The sequence below is a fragment of the Mycobacterium sp. SMC-13 genome, from assembly GCF_045311035.1.
Classification (GTDB): domain Bacteria; phylum Actinomycetota; class Actinomycetes; order Mycobacteriales; family Mycobacteriaceae; genus Mycobacterium.
Genome location: NZ_JBJIAI010000033.1, coordinates 20,477 through 34,814, shown reverse-complemented (window position 1 = coordinate 34,814; position 14,338 = coordinate 20,477). Strand labels below are relative to the sequence as shown.

Sequence of the window (14,338 nt, the reverse complement as noted above, 5' to 3'; positions counted from 1 at the left end):
CATACCCGACCCACCCGGGTCACAGCCCAACGTAACGCTCATCAATACGAAGTAACTGCAACTACGAACTTAAGGACATCATGACCGCTTCGCCGTATGACAACCTGCCGCAGCTGCCGACCTTCACCCTGACCTCGACGTCGCTGACCGACGGCGGTCCGCTGGCCAACGCACAGGTCAGTGGCATCTTCGGCGCCGGGGGACAGGACGTCTCGCCGCAGCTGAGCTGGTCGGGCTTCCCGGCCGAGACCCGCAGCTTCGCCGTCACGGTGTACGACCCCGACGCCCCGACGGCGTCGGGCTTCTGGCACTGGGCCGTCGCCAACCTGCCCGCCGACGTCACCGAGCTGGCCGAGGACGCGGGCAACGGCGACGCGCTGCCCGGCGGCGCCATCACCCTGACCAATGACGCGAGCCTCAAGCGCTTCCTGGGCGCCGCCCCGCCGGCCGGCCACGGCCCGCACCGGTACTACATCGCCGTGCACGCCCTGCCGGTCGAGAAGCTCGACATCCCCGAGGACGCCACCCCGGCGTTCCTGGGCTTCAACCTGTTCATGCAGGCCATCGCGCGGGCCGTCATCCACGGAACGTACGAGCAGAAGTAGCCGGACGACGTCGGGTCGCGGCTGTCCGCGGCCCGACCTACCATCAGACCGAGGTCGGCGGCAGCGACGCTCGCCGCGCCTGGAGCGAGGGGGCCATCCGCTTTGTCCACATCTGCGCCGGTGAGTAAGCGCTCGGCACCGACGGATCAGGACCGCCTCGACTACATCGACCAGGCCACGTTCCTGTCGTACCGGGCCAGCGGCCGGGTCCAGGTCGGCATGGCGCTGTGGTTCTACGAGGGCCCGGTGGATCTCGACGGCTTGCGCCGGTTCAACGAGAACTTCGGCAAGGGGTTGGTGGCGCGGTACATCGAGCGGTCGCCGGTGCCGTTCGGCCGGCATCGCTGGGTGGCCGCGACGGGCGCCCCACGCCCCATCGACATCGCCGAAACCGCCTGTCCGCGTTCAGAACTGAGCGACTGGCTGGAGGCGCGCTCGCGCATCCCGATCGATCCGGAGCGCGGGCCGGGGTGGCATCTGGGCGTCCAGCCCTTCACCGACGGCTCGACGGCGGTCGCGATGGTGCTGTCGCACTGCCTCATCGACGGCACCGGATCGGTCGTCGCGTTCATGGACGCGGTCCTGGGCAACGAACGCGACCTCGGTTACGGCCCGCCGCGGTCGCGCAGCCGGTGGCAGGCGATCCGATCGGACCTGCGCCAGACACTGCGTGACCTGCCCGAGGTCCGCCGCACGATCGCCGTGGCCGCCAAGCTGGCCTACCAGCGTCGCGGTGAGGTGACGGCGGCGCCGGCGACCGTGGATGCGCCGGGCGGCGACGAGATCGTGCACGTGCCGTTCGCCTCCGCCAACATCGACATCGGCCATTTCGACGCACGCGCCGCCGAACTCGGCGGCAACGGCTATTCACTGGTCTCGGCGTTCGCCATCCGGCTGGGCGTTCGGATGGGACGCCAGCGCGCGCGGGACGGCGCCATCTCGTTGATGGTCGCGATCAACGACCGCACGTCCTTCGAGGACACCCGGGCCAACGCGATGACGTTCACGACGTTCACCGTCGATCCGGCGCTGGCGACGACGGACCTCACCGAGCTGCGCGGCGAGATCCGCGCGGCACTGCGCCGGGCCCGGGAGGAGCCGGACGAGTCCTTCCAGCTGCTGCCGCTGACGCCGTTCATCCCGCGGCGCGCGGTCCGTCATACCGTGGCCATGGTGCTCGGCGAGCTGCCGGTCACCTGCTCCAACGTCGGTGACGTACCGGACCTGGTGGGCCGCATCGACGGGACGCACCAGGCCGATTTCGTGAACTGCTGGGGTGTCGAGCAGAACGTCAAGAAGGCGGACATCGAGCAGCCCGGTGGGCTGCTCGTGGTGACGGCCCTGCGCCACAACGGCAAGGTCACCCTGGGCATCGTCGGCTACCAGGTGGGTGCCGAGAACACCAGGGCCGCGCTGCGCGACCACGTGCAGCAGACCCTGGACGAACTCGGCGTCACGCCGACGTGGGTCTACTGATCGCCGCAGTCAGGTCCGTCAGGGAGTCGCGCACCGCGTCGAGCAACGGCCACGGGTCGTCGAGTTGTTCGCGGTCGGCGACGATGCCGATCGACAGCTCTTGGCGGTAGCTGAACACCGTGATGTTCAGCCCGACTCCGTGCAGTATGCCGGAGATCGGAAACTGCGAAAGCTGTTCGGCGCCTGCGCAGTACAGCGTCGTGGGGGAGCCGGGCACATTGGAGATCGCGGCGTTCACGGCCGGCTGCAGGAACGCTGCCCCGTGGCGCAACGCCGTGCCGGTGGCGCGGGCGAACAGCGCCGGCGGGATGAGGTCGTTGGCGTCTTCCAACAGGGACGCCGGCAATGCCTGATGGCGCTGTTTCGCTGCGGTCATGGTGGCCTGCGCCCGGTGTAGCCGCTCGACGGGATCGGCCTCATCGGTCGGCAGTTCGGCCATCATGACCGTGACCCGGTTACCGAACGTGCCGGTTTGCTCAGGCGTGCGGACGGACACGGGCACGAACGACAGCAGTGGTCCGTCCGGCAGTTCGCCTTCGTCGGCCAACCACGACCGCAACCCCGACGCGCACATCGCCATCACGACGTCGTTGATGCTGCATCCGAAGTGATCCTTGACGGCTTTCACCTCAGCCAGTGACACCGAACCGAACGCCACACTTCGGCGCGGCGAGATCGCGGTCTGGAACCGCGTGCGCGGTGCGACGAGTTCGGTGCCTTCGGCTGTGTTCGTGCGCTCCAGGATCGCCTTGGCGGACCGGCTGTGCCGCGCCACCGTGCTGACGCCGGGCACACCTCGCAGCGTGGGCACCTCGTCGAGGTGCGGCAGCGCACGCACCGCGGCGCGAATGGACCGTGCGGGGTATCGGCACATGTTGGTCAACCCGCGGCCGAGAAGTTCGGCCTGGGACGGCCGGTGCTGCGGTGCCACGCTGAGGGGAGCCACCACTGGCTGTCCTTCTACGGTGTCATCGAGCAGCACCCGCAGCACCTCGGCGCCCGAGACGCCGTCGACCGCGGCGTGGTGCATCTTGATCAGCAGTGCCACGGAGTCGTCGGCCAGTCCGCTGATCACGTGGATCTCCCACAACGGCCGTGCCCGATCCAGCGGCCTCGCGATGATCTCGGCGACGTGGTCGGCGAGCCGGCGATCGTCACCCGGTGCCGAGAGCGCGGATTCCTGTACGTGATAGGTGACATCGACATCGTCTGCGTCGACCCAGTACGGGTGGTCGAGGTCGAATGGCACCCTGACGAGTCGCCAGCGGAACGGCGGCAGGAGCGGCAACCGCTCGGCCACGAGGTCCCGGATCACCTCGGCGGTCAGCCGGCGGCCGTCTGCGGTGTACGGCGCGTAGGTGCTCAGCACACTGACGTGGCCGTGCGCGCGCCCGTCCTCCATCGCCAGGAACTGGGCATCGAGGCTGGTCAATTTCCGGAAGGTCATGGCCGGTCCTTTCAGGGTCTCGGCTTGTGGATCAGGATTTGGCGACGCCGGCGGCGCCACCGTGGACGAAGACGGGTTTGGTCCCTTGAGCTGCGGACACGGTCTCGGTCAGGTAGTGCAGGGACACCGCGTCGAGGATCGAGTGGAACGTGCCGTCCTCGTTGAAGTTGACGTTCGCGCCGTCGACCCAGATGAGCGCGACGGTGTCCTCGGTGTTGTCCTCAGGCGTGTAGAAGGTGTGGACGGAGCCGCCGGGTTCGTAGAGGTAGGAGCCGGCGGTCTGGGGCTGGTCGGGGTATTCGCGGTAGAGCCAGCAGCCCTGCATGGTGTACACCTGCGCGGGTCCGGTGTGGTAGTGGATTTGCAGGCCGACGCCCGGGGCCATCCTGGCGAGGATGACGTACTCGCCACGCTCGGTGTCCAGTCGCAGCGGGTGGAAGCTCATGCCCGGGCCGAGGGCGTCCTTCAGCAGCGGGGTCTCGGCGAGGTTGACGCTCAGCAGTTCACCCTGCGGCAGCGCGACCAGCGGAAGAGGAGCGCCGCTGAGGGTGGTGACCATTTCGGGGGAGGCGATGGCGGTCATTTTCGGGCCTTTCGATGTCGGGTGGATTCGGTTGGTATGCATCGATTCTGCGGTGCGCCGGCGTCCAATACTTGACATCAAATGACAATTTCTTGACAGTAGACGACATGCCATTTGTGCGCGGCACATCGTTGCAGGGCTTCCTGGAACTCGTCCGGGAACTCGGTGAAGACCCCGCGCCCCTGCTCGCCCTGAGCCACATTCCGATCGAGGCGGTCGGTGACCAGGACAGCTTCATCAACTACCGCAGCGTCGTCACCACGCTGGAGACTGCGGCCACGATGACGGCGACGCCCGACTTCGGCAGGCAGCTGGCGCTGCGCCAGGGCCTGGATATCCTCGGCCCGGTTGGGATCGCCGCCCGGACCGCGGCGACCGTCGGTGCCGCGTTCGAGGCCATCGACCAGTACATGTCCGTTTACAGCCCGGCTCTGACGGCGACCATCGACGCGCAGCCGGCGGCACGCCATGCCCGGTTCGACTGGCGCCTCGCGGTACCCCGATCCATCGCGCACCGGCAGGCGGCCGAGCTCGCCCTCGGCGTCGCGCTGCGGGTGTTCCGGCTGCTGACAGGTCCCGACTTCACGCCGGCGGCGGTCCACTTCCGCCACGAGCCGCTGACCAGCCCGCAGAACTACGCCGAGTATTTCGGGTGCCCGGTGCGTTTTGCTCAGCCCGACAACGGTTTTCGCTTCCCGAGGTCGGTGCTTGCCCGGCCGCTGGCGGCCGACGCCGCGGTGCACGACGTCGTGCGGGACTACCTGAACACGATCGCGGTACCGGCCGATTCGCAGGTCGCCGAACCGGTGCGGCTGCTGATCCGCCGGATGCTGCCCACCGGGGGCCTGACCCTCGACCTGGTCGCGCAGCATCTTGCGGTGCATCCGCGCACCCTGCAGCGGCAACTGGAGACGCAGGCCACGTCGTTTGCCGCACTCGTCGACCAGGTGCGCCGCGAGGAGGCCGACCGCTATCTCCGCAGCACCGACATCCCGTTGGGACAGCTGGCGGGGTTGCTCGGCTACAGCGAGCAGAGCGTGCTGTCGCGATCGAGCCAACGCTGGTTCGGCACCTCGGCGTCAGCGCATCGGCGCTCAGCCGTGCGCGATCAGGCTCCCGTGCCCACCGCGTCGGCCAGCGACGCGAACCCGCCGGCCTTGAGCTTCGCCGCGACGCCGTCGTGAATGTGCTTGGCCCACAGGCCACCGCCGTAGATGAAGCCGGTGTAGCCCTGCACCAGCGAGGCGCCGGCGAGGATGCGCTCCCAGGCGTCGTCGGCGGTCTCGATGCCGCCGACGCTGATCAGCACCAGCTGGTCGCCGACGCGCTTGTGTAGCCGCCGCAGGATCTCGAGTGACCGCGCGGCCACCGGAGCACCGGACACGCCGCCGGCACCCAATTCGGCCACGCCGGGGGTCCGCAGCCCTTCGCGGGAAATCGTGGTGTTGGTCGCGACGATGCCCGCCAGCCCCAATTCGACAGCCAGGTCGGCGATCTCGTCGACGTCGTCGTCGGACAGGTCGGGCGCGATCTTCACCAGCACGGGCTTGGTGGTCTCGGCGCGCACGGCGGCCAGGATGGGCCGCAGCGACGCCACGGCCTGCAGGTCACGCAGCCCGGGCGTGTTCGGCGAGCTGACGTTCACCACCACGAAATCGGCCAGCGGGCCGCACAGCCGGGCGCTCTCGGCGTAGTCGTCGACGGCGCGCTCGGGCGGGGTGACCTTGGTCTTGCCGATGTTCACGCCGATCGGCACGGTGGACTGGCTGCGGGTCAGCCGGATGGCGAGCTCGCCGGCCCCATGGTTGTTGAAGCCCATGCGGTTCAGCAGGGCGCGGTCCTCGGGCAGCCGGAACAGCCGCGGCGCCGGATTGCCCGGCTGCGCCTGCGCCGTCACGGTGCCCACCTCGGCGTAGCCGAAACCCAGTGGGCCCCAAGCGTTGATGCCGCTGCCGTTCTTGTCGAAGCCGGCCGCCAGGCCCACGGGCCCCGGGAACGTCACGCCGAACACCGTCGTCTCCAGCACCGGATCCGACGGGGCGAGCCACTTGGCCAGCAAGCGGCGGCTGACGGCCGTCCCGGTCGCGATGCGCAGCAGCGCGAACACCCAGGTGTGAATCCGTTCCGGCGGGACACGGAACATCACCCAGCGCAGGGCGCGATACATCAACGGCTCCTCACATCGACGGCTGCTCGGGCGCCAACCTATCGGGCAGCTGTTCCGGGGCTTCGCCCGCCCTGATCTTGCGGCGGCGCAGCAGCACCCGGCGCGAACCGTCGGTGTAGAGGCGCACCCGGGTCAGTTCCCACCCGCGGTATTCGGCCTCGATCGACAGCCGGATGGACGCCGATAGCCTGGTCACCTCCGGAGGCAACCGGAGCGGAATCCATTCGTAGTCGTCGGACAAGTCCTCCGCCCACGCTGCCGGCATCCGCCCCCGCTGCATCAGTGGCCGCCCGACCCCGGCCCCGCGGCGGCGTTCGCGATCACCTGGACCCCGGCGCCCGACCCCGACACCACGAACAAGGTGCCGGTGCGGTCGTCGAAGGACAGGACGTCGGGCTGCTGCACGGTGCGATATCGGACTTTCTCGACGGGGATACCAGTCGAAAGATCGTAACCAACCACGCTGTTTGTCGCGGTCTGCGAAACCCAGGCGAGTTTCGACGATCCGACGATGCCGTACGGCGCACCCCGCACCGGTGCCTGCTGGCGCAGCATGAGCGGCGTCGTCCCGAAGACCAGCAGGCCGTCGCCGCGGGTGTCGGCCACCAGCACCCGGCCGGCGGGGTCGGCGGCCAGTGTGGTGGCGCCCTCACCGGCGCGCAGGGCCTGGGCGACGTCGGTGCCGTCGGCGTTCACCTCGGTCACCGACGTCTGCCCGCGGTCCAGGACCACGACGGTATTGCCTTGCGCGGCAAGCCCGTCCACGCGGGCGAAGGCCTTCATCCGGGACCGCACGGCGCTGCCGTCGACGATCAGGACCGCGCCGTCGGCCGTCCCCAGCGCGAGTTTCCCGTCGGCCCGCCGGGCGATCGAGGTGAAGTCGGTGCCCGCCTGGCCGTCCACTGTGACCGCTTGCACCGCGCGCTTGCCGATGTCGAACCGCAGGTAGCCGCCGCGGGTGGACAGAAATGCCGTGCCCGCGCCGTCGCCCGTCACTCCCGTGGCGGCCGTCGGCAGCACCACCGGCGGGGTCCCGGGGACCGTCACCACCGGACGGCCGGTGCCGTCGGTGCCGAGCACCACCAGCGATGACGTCGCCGCGTCGAAGCTCGCACCGGTGCCCGCCCCGGGAAGGAGATGGACGACGCCGTCCGGGGCGCCGGTGACCGGGGGCGACACCGCGGCGTGGGCGGGGGAGATGGTGGGCGGCGGGGTCTCGGCCGGATGCGACGAGCACGCCGCCAGCGCGCCGATGGCCAGCGCAACCGTCGCGAATCTTGTTACGTTCACCCCATATTCACGCAGCCGACAATAAATGGGATGGTGATCCATTGACACAGGCTGTCTTTCGGTTCGGTGAACGGCGGGGGGACCCTAATTGCCAGTTTAGGCAAATATATTGGCGTCAATTATCGGCTTCCGGCGGGTACGTCACGTACCGGAGGGGTATGGTCGGAGACATGAGCATTGCCACCGACGGCGATCTGGCCAACGGTAATTTTGCTATCGAAGACCTTTCGACAGGTCTACGGGCCAGCGGGTTTGGCCAAGTCGGCGACGGCCGGAGTTTTTCCTTTCGCCTGGACGACAAGCGCGTGCTGATTGTGGAGATCTACCGCCCCCGTTTGTCGGGTCCGGTGCCGCAGGAAGAGGACGTCGTCGCGGTGTCCTCGCGAAGCCTGGCGCACGTCGACGTGCACGACGAGCGCAGTCTGGCCGCCGCTGTCCGTGACGCCGTCGCCGACGCACAACCGGTGCAGCGCAACCACTAACGCCTCAGTCCGCCGCTCACGGTACGGTCGTCGGCGTGACTGACGTGGCGGCCATGAGCTGGTGGCAGACGATCGTGCTGGCCGTCCTCCAGGGGCTCACCGAATTTCTGCCCGTGTCGTCGTCGGGCCATCTGGCCATCGCCTCCCGGCTTTTCTTCGCCGGTGACGCCGGCGCGTCGTTCACCGCGGTCACCCAGCTCGGCACCGAAGCCGCGGTGCTGATCTATTTCGCCAAGGACATCTGGCGCATCCTCACCGCCTGGTTCGGCGGTCTGACCGACGCCGCCCGCCGCACCGCCGACTACTGGCTGGGCTGGTGGGTCATCATCGGCACCATCCCGATCTGTGTGATGGGACTGCTGTTCAAGGACCAGATCCGTTCCGGCGCCCGCAATCTGTGGGTCATCGCCACCGCGATGATCGTGTTCTCCGCGGTGATCGCCCTCGCCGAGTACATCGGCAAGCAGATCCGCGACGTCGAGCAGCTGACCTGGAAGGACAGCGTCATCGTCGGCCTGGCTCAGTGCCTGGCGCTGGTGCCGGGGGTGTCGCGCTCGGGCGCGACGATCAGTGCCGGCCTGTTCCTCGGCATGAATCGCGAGCTGGCGGCCCGCTTCGGCTTCCTGCTCGCCATCCCGGCGGTGCTGGCCTCCGGTCTGTTCTCGCTGCCCGACGCCTTCAAGCCCGTCACCGAGGGTATGAGCGCGACGGGCGCCCAGTTGACCGTCGCCATCTTGATCGCGTTCGTCGTCGGCTATGCCGCGGTGTCCTGGTTCCTGAAATTCCTGGTGCGGCACAGCATGTACTGGTTCGTCGGCTACCGCGTCGTGCTCGGCGTGACGGTGCTCGCGCTCCTCGGCACCGGGGTGGTGGCCGCACAGTGACCGTCATCCTGCTGCGGCACGGACGCTCGACGTCCAACACCGCCCACACCCTGGCCGGCCGGTCCGAGGGCGTCGACCTCGACGACAAGGGCCGCGCGCAGGCCGACGGCGTCGTCGCGCGAATCGGCGAACTGCCGGTCAAGGCCATCGTCCGGTCGCCGCTGCTGCGCTGCCAGAACACCGTCGCCCCACTGGCCGCGGCGCTCGGTATCGAACCGCGTGTCGACGACCGGCTGACCGAGGTCGACTACGGCGGCTGGACCGGCCGCAAGATCGCCGAACTGGTCAAAGAACCGCTGTGGTCCGTCGTACAGCAGCAGCCCAGCGCCGCGGTGTTCCCGGACGGTGAGGGACTGGCGCAGGTGCAGTCGCGCGCCGTCGCGGCGGTCCGCGAGATCGACCGTGCGCTGGCGCAGGAGCACGACGGCGACACGCTGTGGATCGCCTGCACCCACGGCGACGTCATCAAGGCGGTCCTGGCCGACGCTCTCGGCGTCCACCTCGACGGCTTCCAGCGGATCGTCGCCGACCCCGCCTCGATGAGCGTCATCCGCTACACGCCGCACCGGCCGTTCGTCCTCCATGTCAACCACACCGGTTCGGATCTCTCGTCGTCGCTTCACCCGCCGCCCGCGGAACCCAAATCCGACCAGTCCGGCAAGCCCGACGATGCCGTACCGACACACGACGCAACCGTCGGCGGCTCGACCGATTAGACCGGTGAACCGGTATTTTGAAAGGTGCCATGGCTCGCGCAATTCACGTCTTCCGCTCTCCCGACCGCTTCGTGGCCGGGACCGTTGGGCAGCCTGGTAACCGGACGTTCTACCTGCAGGCCGTGCACGACCAGCGGGTCGTTTCGGTCATGCTGGAGAAGCAGCAAGTCGCGGTCCTGGCCGAACGCATCTCGGCGCTGCTGGTCGAGATCAACCGGCGGTTCGGCACGCCGATCCCGCCTGACACCGGTGAGGTCACCGACCTCAACCCGCTCGTGATGCCGGTGGACGCCGAATTCCGGGTCGGCACCATGGGTCTGGGCTGGGACTCCGAAGCGCAGACCGTGGTGGTCGAGCTGCTGGCCGTCACCGACTCGGAATTCGACGCCTCTGTCGTGCTCGACGACGCCGAGGAAGGTCCCGACGCCGTGCGGGTGTTCCTGAGTCCGCAGTCGGCCCGGGACTTCGCGAACCGTTCGAATCGGGTGATCTCCGCCGGCCGGCCGCCGTGCCCGCTGTGTGAGGAGCCGCTCGACCCGGAGGGACATATCTGCGTGCGCACCAACGGGTATCGGCGCGGCATGCTGGATGCCGACGGTGAAGAGCCGGATGACGCCTCCTGACGCCGAACGGATTCTGCAACGCGGTGAGCTGACGGCGCTCGGGCGCATCAGGTCGGCCAGCAACGCGACGTTCCTGTGCGAAGCCGAGCTGGACGGCGCGCTGCTGCACTGCGTGCACAAGCCGATCTCCGGGGAGGCGCCGCTGTGGGACTTCCCCGACGGCACCCTGGCCGGACGCGAGCTGGCGGCCTATCTGGTGTCTGCCGCACTGGGCTGGAACCTGGTGCCGCACACCATCATTCGTGACGGCCCGGCGGGCCCGGGCATGGTGCAGCGCTGGGTCGACCAACCTGGCGACGCGCTCAGTGAAACCGAACCGCCGCCCGGCCCGGACCTCGTCGACCTCGTTCCGGCCGGCCGGGTGCCGGCGGGATACCTGCCCATCCTGCGGGCCTACGACCACAAGGGCGACGAAGTGGTGCTGGTGCACGCCGACGACGCCCGGTTGCACCGGCTGGCGGTGTTCGACGTACTGATCAACAACGCCGACCGCAAGGGCGGGCACGTGCTGGCCGGCGCCGACGGCCAGGTGTACGGCGTCGACCACGGCGTCAGCCTGCATGCCGAGGACAAGCTGCGGACCGTGCTGTGGGGCTGGGCCGGAAAACCGATCGACGACGACGTGCTCGGTGCGGTCGCCGCATTGCGGGACGCGCTGCGCGACGGCCTCGCCGCCACGCTGGCCCCGCACCTCACCCGTCCCGAGATCGCCGCGCTGCAAGCGAGAGTTGTTGAGCTGCTTGACAATCCGATCATGCCTTCCCCGGATCGGCACCGGCCGATCCCGTGGCCGGCCTTTTGATCGCAGTTTGCACACAGGTAACCGATTTACGCCGCCCTACCGATCGGTAGTGCTCTAGGCTCGTCGGCATGACCGACCACGACAAGGCCGCAGCCCGCCGCGAGATCACCGATGCGCTCCAGAAAGCACTGGACCGCCGGCACGAGGTGCTCGACGTCATCGTCGAAGCCGACAACAAGGCTGCCGCCGTTGATGCCATCGCCAAGCTGCTGGGCACCTCGCATGCCGGCGGCGAGCAGGTCATGGCGATGTCCTTCGATCTGCTGACCAAGGACGCCCGCAAGCGAATCGCCGACGAGCTCGAAGATCTGAACAGCCAGTTGTCCTTTGCGGTGAAAGACCGCCCCGCCAGCTTCGGGGACAACCTGTCGCTGCGCCCGTTCTCCGGTGCCGCCGACCGCGACATCTTCGCCACCCGCACCACCGATGTCGGTGCTTCCGGTGACGGCTCGGGCCGCGCTGCCGGCGACCTGGACGACGAGATCAAGGCCGCGCTTGCCCGCGTCAACGCCGAGGAAGCGGTGTGGTTCGTCGCCGAGGAGGACGGCGCCAAAGTCGGCATGGTGTTCGGTGAGCTGGACGGCGGCGAGGTCAACGTCCGCATCTGGGTCCACCCCGACTACCGCCACCGCGGTTACGGCACCGCGGCGCTGCGCCGGTCGCGGTCGGAGATGGCGTCGTACTTCCCGGCGGTGCCCATGGTGGTCCGCGCTCCGGGTGCGACACCGAAGTAAGCTGTGCCCCAAAGGAAAAGGGCTCCGGGAATTCCGGAGCCCTTTTCCGTGCCTGTCGTCAGCTCAGCCGGAGTACGGCTTGGCCTTCACCGGCGGGGAAGCGAGGGTGACGGGCTCGACGTTGCTGGGCGTCGTCGGCGTCTCGGTGGCACCCATGTTCATGCCGGCGACGGTCGGCTGGTTGTACTCGCCAGTGGTCGAGCCGTGACCTGACGAGGCGACGGGAGTGTTGTCCGGCGCTGGTGCGTTGGTCACGCCGAGTACGCCCATCGTCACTGCTGCGGAGATGCCCACGAATCCGAATGTCTTCGCCACCTTCATGACGTCCTCCTTGCTGACTACCCGGTAAATAGTTGTTCGAAATGTTATGAGGCCTATTTCGGCAGGACCTGCCAGCAGCCTGCAACGTGCCTGTGAATAGGCGATTTCGGCTGTGACCTTGCCCTCGGCGATACTCATGGGCATGGCGGACAGCGGCAGTGAGCGCAGCGATGTCGCGTTGGCCGCCGAGGTCGCGCAGGAGGCAGGGGAGTTCCTGCTGTCGGTGCGCGACCGGCTCGGCTCCCACGATCCGTACACCCTCGGCGCGGCCGGCGACCGGCACGCCAACACGCTGATCCTCGACCGGCTGCGCACGGCGCGCCCCGACGACGCCATCCTGTCGGAGGAGGCCGCCGACGACCTCGTCCGGCTGCGCTCGGACCGGGTGTGGATCGTCGACCCGGTCGACGGCACGCGCGAGTTCGGCCGTGGCCGGCCGGACTGGGCCGTCCACATCGCGCTGTGGCAGCGCAACGGCAGCCCGCACGGGTCCATCACCGATGCCGCGGTCGCGCTACCGGCGCACGGCGAGGTGCACCGCACCGACACCGTCACCGGGCCGCCGCCGCGTCGTCCCGGCCCCATTCGCGTCGCCACCAGTACCTACCGGCCGCCGGCTGTCGTGTGGTGGCTGCGTGATGTGCTCGACATGGAGCTCGTCGGCATCGGTTCGGCCGGCGCCAAGGCGATGGCCGTGGTGCGCGGCGACGTCGACGCCTACGTGCACGCCGGCGGGCAGTGGGAATGGGATTCGGCGGCACCGGCCGGCGTGGTGCAGGCGGCGGGGCTGTTCGCGTCGCGTCTCGACGGCTCGCCGCTGCGGTACAACCGGCCCGATCCGTACCTGCCGGACTTCGTCATGTGCCGCCCGGAGTTCGCCGACTCGTTGCTCGACGCCGTGCGCCAGGTGTCCTGACTGAGCCGTGTCTCGGGCCACACCCTAGAGTCGATGTCATGCGATCGTGGCTGGCGCCCAGCGTCCCGAACCTGCCGGGCCGGCCGAAACAGGCCGGCCCCGAACTGCGGCTCTACGACACCGCCGACCGTCAGGTCCGGCCGGTCTCGGCCGGCCCGAAGGCCACCATGTACGTCTGTGGCATCACGCCGTACGACGCCACGCACCTCGGCCACGCCGCCACCTACCTGACCTTCGACCTGGTGCACCGGTACTGGCTCGACGCCGGACACGAGGTCCAGTACGTGCAGAACGTCACCGACGTCGACGACCCGCTGTTCGAGCGCGCCGCGCGCGACGGCATCGACTGGCGCGCGCTCGGCGACCGTGAGACCGAGCTGTTCCGGCAGGACATGGCGGCGCTGCGGGTGCTCCCGCCGCACGACTACGTCGGCGCCATCGAGTCCGTCGCCGAGGTCGTCGAGCTCGTCGAGAAGCTGCTGGCGTCCGGCGCGGCGTACGTCATCGACGACGCCCAGTACCCCGATGTCTACTTCCGGGCCGACGCCACCACCCAGTTCGGCTACGAATCGGGCTACGACCGCGACACCATGCTGGCGCTGTTCGGCGAGCGCGGCGGCGACCCCGACCGCGCCGGCAAGGCCAGCCAGCTGGACGCGCTGCTGTGGCGGGTGCAGCGCCCGGGCGAGCCGAGTTGGCCGTCGCCGTTCGGCGCGGGCCGGCCGGGCTGGCACATCGAGTGCGCCGCGATCGCGCTGAACCGCCTCGGTGCGGGTTTCGACATCCAGGGCGGCGGCAGCGACCTGACCTTCCCGCACCACGAGTTCTCCGCCGCCCACGCCGAATCAGTAACGGGGGAGCGGCGTTTCGCCCGCCACTACGTGCACGGCGGCATGATCGGCTGGGACGGCCACAAGATGAGCAAGAGCCGCGGCAACCTGGTGCTGGTGTCGCAGCTGCGGGCCGACGGCGTCGACCCGGGCGCCATCCGGCTCGGTCTGATGGCCGGGCACTACCGTGCCGACCGCTTCTGGAGCCCCGAGGTCCTCAGCACCGCGCAGGTGCGGCTGCAGCGCTGGCGGGCGGCCACCGCACTGCCCGCCGGGCCGGATGCGACCGATCTGCTCGCCCGGGTCCGCCGGTACCTGGCCGACGATCTCGATACCCCGAAAGTTCTTGCCGCCCTTGATGGCTGGTCGACGGACGCGCTCGAATACGGCGGGCACGACGCCACTTCGCCGCGGTTGGTGGCCGATACCGTCGACGCGCTGCTCGGGGTGACCCTCTAGTCA

17 protein-coding genes are annotated in these 14,338 nt (G+C 69.1%); 11 read left to right on the top strand and 6 right to left on the bottom strand.

Annotated elements, in window-relative coordinates; translation table 11 throughout:
• Positions 1 to 80: 80 nt before the first annotated feature.
• Both ACJH6I_RS28955 and ACJH6I_RS28950 read left to right on the top strand, forming a co-directional pair.
• Complete coding sequence (locus ACJH6I_RS28955; protein WP_318987215.1) at positions 81 to 605, top strand: YbhB/YbcL family Raf kinase inhibitor-like protein; 525 nt, start codon at positions 81 to 83, stop codon at positions 603 to 605.
• A gap of 120 nt (positions 606 to 725) precedes the next feature.
• Positions 726 to 2,081 carry a hypothetical protein gene (locus ACJH6I_RS28950; RefSeq protein WP_318987214.1) on the top strand — a complete coding sequence of 452 codons (1,356 nt, stop codon included), beginning with the start codon at positions 726 to 728 and terminating at the stop codon, positions 2,079 to 2,081.
• Here the strand turns inward: ACJH6I_RS28950 and ACJH6I_RS28945 are convergent.
• Together ACJH6I_RS28945 and ACJH6I_RS28940 are read right to left on the bottom strand one after the other, a co-directional pair.
• Positions 2,059 to 3,528: a wax ester/triacylglycerol synthase family O-acyltransferase gene (locus ACJH6I_RS28945; RefSeq protein WP_318987213.1), complete on the bottom strand. Its 1,470-nt coding sequence runs from the start codon at positions 3,526 to 3,528 to the stop codon at positions 2,059 to 2,061. The two genes, ACJH6I_RS28950 and ACJH6I_RS28945, sit on opposite strands and share 23 nt — an antisense overlap.
• A 31-nt stretch (positions 3,529 to 3,559) precedes the next feature.
• A complete protein-coding gene (locus tag ACJH6I_RS28940; RefSeq protein WP_318987212.1) occupies positions 3,560 to 4,111 on the bottom strand; it encodes a 2,4'-dihydroxyacetophenone dioxygenase family protein in 552 nt (183 codons plus the stop codon).
• A 107-nt stretch (positions 4,112 to 4,218) separates the two neighbouring features.
• On the opposite strand from ACJH6I_RS28940, the gene ACJH6I_RS28935 reads away from it, so the two are divergent.
• Complete coding sequence (locus ACJH6I_RS28935; protein WP_318987211.1) at positions 4,219 to 5,295, top strand: AraC family transcriptional regulator; 1,077 nt, start codon at positions 4,219 to 4,221, stop codon at positions 5,293 to 5,295.
• Here ACJH6I_RS28935 and ACJH6I_RS28930 read toward each other — a convergent pair.
• The 3 genes from ACJH6I_RS28930 to ACJH6I_RS28920 are packed head-to-tail and all read right to left on the bottom strand — an operon-like array spanning position 5,220 to position 7,610.
• Positions 5,220 to 6,278, bottom strand: a complete 1,059-nt coding sequence (locus ACJH6I_RS28930; RefSeq protein ID WP_318987210.1) for a quinone-dependent dihydroorotate dehydrogenase — start codon at positions 6,276 to 6,278, stop codon at positions 5,220 to 5,222. The two genes, ACJH6I_RS28935 and ACJH6I_RS28930, sit on opposite strands and share 76 nt — an antisense overlap.
• A 10-nt stretch (positions 6,279 to 6,288) precedes the next feature.
• On the bottom strand, positions 6,289 to 6,558 hold the full coding sequence (locus ACJH6I_RS28925; RefSeq protein WP_212812032.1) for a DUF5703 family protein: 270 nt from the start codon (positions 6,556 to 6,558) through the stop codon (positions 6,289 to 6,291).
• Positions 6,558 to 7,610 carry a YncE family protein gene (locus ACJH6I_RS28920; protein WP_406785004.1) on the bottom strand — a complete coding sequence of 351 codons (1,053 nt, stop codon included), beginning with the start codon at positions 7,608 to 7,610 and terminating at the stop codon, positions 6,558 to 6,560. Before ACJH6I_RS28920 ends, ACJH6I_RS28925 begins: the two co-directional genes overlap by 1 nt.
• A 128-nt stretch (positions 7,611 to 7,738) precedes the next feature.
• Between ACJH6I_RS28920 and ACJH6I_RS28915 the strand changes: the two genes are divergently transcribed.
• From ACJH6I_RS28915 to ACJH6I_RS28890, 6 genes are all read left to right on the top strand, one after another.
• A complete protein-coding gene (locus ACJH6I_RS28915) occupies positions 7,739 to 8,050 on the top strand; it encodes a hypothetical protein (protein WP_029105734.1) in 312 nt (103 codons plus the stop codon).
• Positions 8,051 to 8,103: 53 nt separating this feature from the next.
• Positions 8,104 to 8,934 (top strand): undecaprenyl-diphosphate phosphatase, encoded by an 831-nt coding sequence (locus ACJH6I_RS28910; protein ID WP_406785006.1) that lies wholly within the window; start codon positions 8,104 to 8,106, stop codon positions 8,932 to 8,934.
• Complete coding sequence (locus tag ACJH6I_RS28905) at positions 8,931 to 9,650, top strand: histidine phosphatase family protein (RefSeq protein ID WP_406776161.1); 720 nt, start codon at positions 8,931 to 8,933, stop codon at positions 9,648 to 9,650. The genes ACJH6I_RS28910 and ACJH6I_RS28905 overlap by 4 nt, the downstream gene beginning before the upstream one ends.
• Positions 9,651 to 9,679: 29 nt before the next feature.
• Positions 9,680 to 10,273, top strand: coding sequence for a DUF3090 domain-containing protein (locus ACJH6I_RS28900; protein WP_061006435.1), 594 nt, complete (start codon positions 9,680 to 9,682; stop codon positions 10,271 to 10,273).
• Positions 10,260 to 11,075 carry an SCO1664 family protein gene (locus tag ACJH6I_RS28895; RefSeq protein ID WP_406785003.1) on the top strand — a complete coding sequence of 272 codons (816 nt, stop codon included), beginning with the start codon at positions 10,260 to 10,262 and terminating at the stop codon, positions 11,073 to 11,075. The genes ACJH6I_RS28900 and ACJH6I_RS28895 overlap by 14 nt, the downstream gene beginning before the upstream one ends.
• 68 nt (positions 11,076 to 11,143) lie before the next feature.
• Positions 11,144 to 11,809, top strand: a complete 666-nt coding sequence (locus ACJH6I_RS28890; protein WP_133426973.1) for a GNAT family N-acetyltransferase — start codon at positions 11,144 to 11,146, stop codon at positions 11,807 to 11,809.
• A gap of 63 nt (positions 11,810 to 11,872) precedes the next feature.
• On the opposite strand, the gene ACJH6I_RS28885 is transcribed toward ACJH6I_RS28890, so the two are convergent.
• Complete coding sequence (locus ACJH6I_RS28885; protein WP_346414615.1) at positions 11,873 to 12,130, bottom strand: hypothetical protein; 258 nt, start codon at positions 12,128 to 12,130, stop codon at positions 11,873 to 11,875.
• Between the two features lie 136 nt (positions 12,131 to 12,266).
• Between ACJH6I_RS28885 and ACJH6I_RS28880 the strand changes: the two genes are divergently transcribed.
• Positions 12,267 to 13,046, top strand: coding sequence for a 3'(2'),5'-bisphosphate nucleotidase CysQ (locus tag ACJH6I_RS28880; protein WP_406785005.1), 780 nt, complete (start codon positions 12,267 to 12,269; stop codon positions 13,044 to 13,046).
• Positions 13,047 to 13,084: 38 nt separating this feature from the next.
• On the top strand, positions 13,085 to 14,335 hold the full coding sequence (mshC, locus tag ACJH6I_RS28875) for a cysteine--1-D-myo-inosityl 2-amino-2-deoxy-alpha-D-glucopyranoside ligase (protein WP_406785002.1): 1,251 nt from the start codon (positions 13,085 to 13,087) through the stop codon (positions 14,333 to 14,335).
• Positions 14,336 to 14,338: the final 3 nt, after the last annotated feature.

Excerpts from the sequence above, each read along its gene's own strand:
- ACJH6I_RS28940 (WP_318987212.1), bottom strand. The coding sequence starts at position 4,111 with ATGACCGCCATCGCCTCCCCCGAAATGGTCACCACCCTCAGCGGCGCT.
- ACJH6I_RS28900 (WP_061006435.1), top strand. The coding sequence starts at position 9,680 with ATGGCTCGCGCAATTCACGTCTTCCGCTCTCCCGACCGCTTCGTGGCC.
- ACJH6I_RS28910 (WP_406785006.1), top strand. The coding sequence starts at position 8,104 with ATGAGCTGGTGGCAGACGATCGTGCTGGCCGTCCTCCAGGGGCTCACC.
- ACJH6I_RS28920 (WP_406785004.1), bottom strand. The coding sequence starts at position 7,610 with ATGGATCACCATCCCATTTATTGTCGGCTGCGTGAATATGGGGTGAAC.
- ACJH6I_RS28880 (WP_406785005.1), top strand. The coding sequence starts at position 12,267 with ATGGGCATGGCGGACAGCGGCAGTGAGCGCAGCGATGTCGCGTTGGCC.
- ACJH6I_RS28945 (WP_318987213.1), bottom strand. The coding sequence starts at position 3,528 with ATGACCTTCCGGAAATTGACCAGCCTCGATGCCCAGTTCCTGGCGATG.
- ACJH6I_RS28890 (WP_133426973.1), top strand. The coding sequence starts at position 11,144 with ATGACCGACCACGACAAGGCCGCAGCCCGCCGCGAGATCACCGATGCG.
- ACJH6I_RS28925 (WP_212812032.1), bottom strand. The coding sequence starts at position 6,558 with ATGCAGCGGGGGCGGATGCCGGCAGCGTGGGCGGAGGACTTGTCCGAC.
- ACJH6I_RS28895 (WP_406785003.1), top strand. The coding sequence starts at position 10,260 with ATGACGCCTCCTGACGCCGAACGGATTCTGCAACGCGGTGAGCTGACG.
- ACJH6I_RS28935 (WP_318987211.1), top strand. The coding sequence starts at position 4,219 with ATGCCATTTGTGCGCGGCACATCGTTGCAGGGCTTCCTGGAACTCGTC.
- mshC (WP_406785002.1), top strand. The coding sequence starts at position 13,085 with ATGCGATCGTGGCTGGCGCCCAGCGTCCCGAACCTGCCGGGCCGGCCG.
- ACJH6I_RS28930 (WP_318987210.1), bottom strand. The coding sequence starts at position 6,278 with ATGTATCGCGCCCTGCGCTGGGTGATGTTCCGTGTCCCGCCGGAACGG.
- ACJH6I_RS28915 (WP_029105734.1), top strand. The coding sequence starts at position 7,739 with ATGAGCATTGCCACCGACGGCGATCTGGCCAACGGTAATTTTGCTATC.
- ACJH6I_RS28955 (WP_318987215.1), top strand. The coding sequence starts at position 81 with ATGACCGCTTCGCCGTATGACAACCTGCCGCAGCTGCCGACCTTCACC.
- ACJH6I_RS28885 (WP_346414615.1), bottom strand. The coding sequence starts at position 12,130 with ATGAAGGTGGCGAAGACATTCGGATTCGTGGGCATCTCCGCAGCAGTG.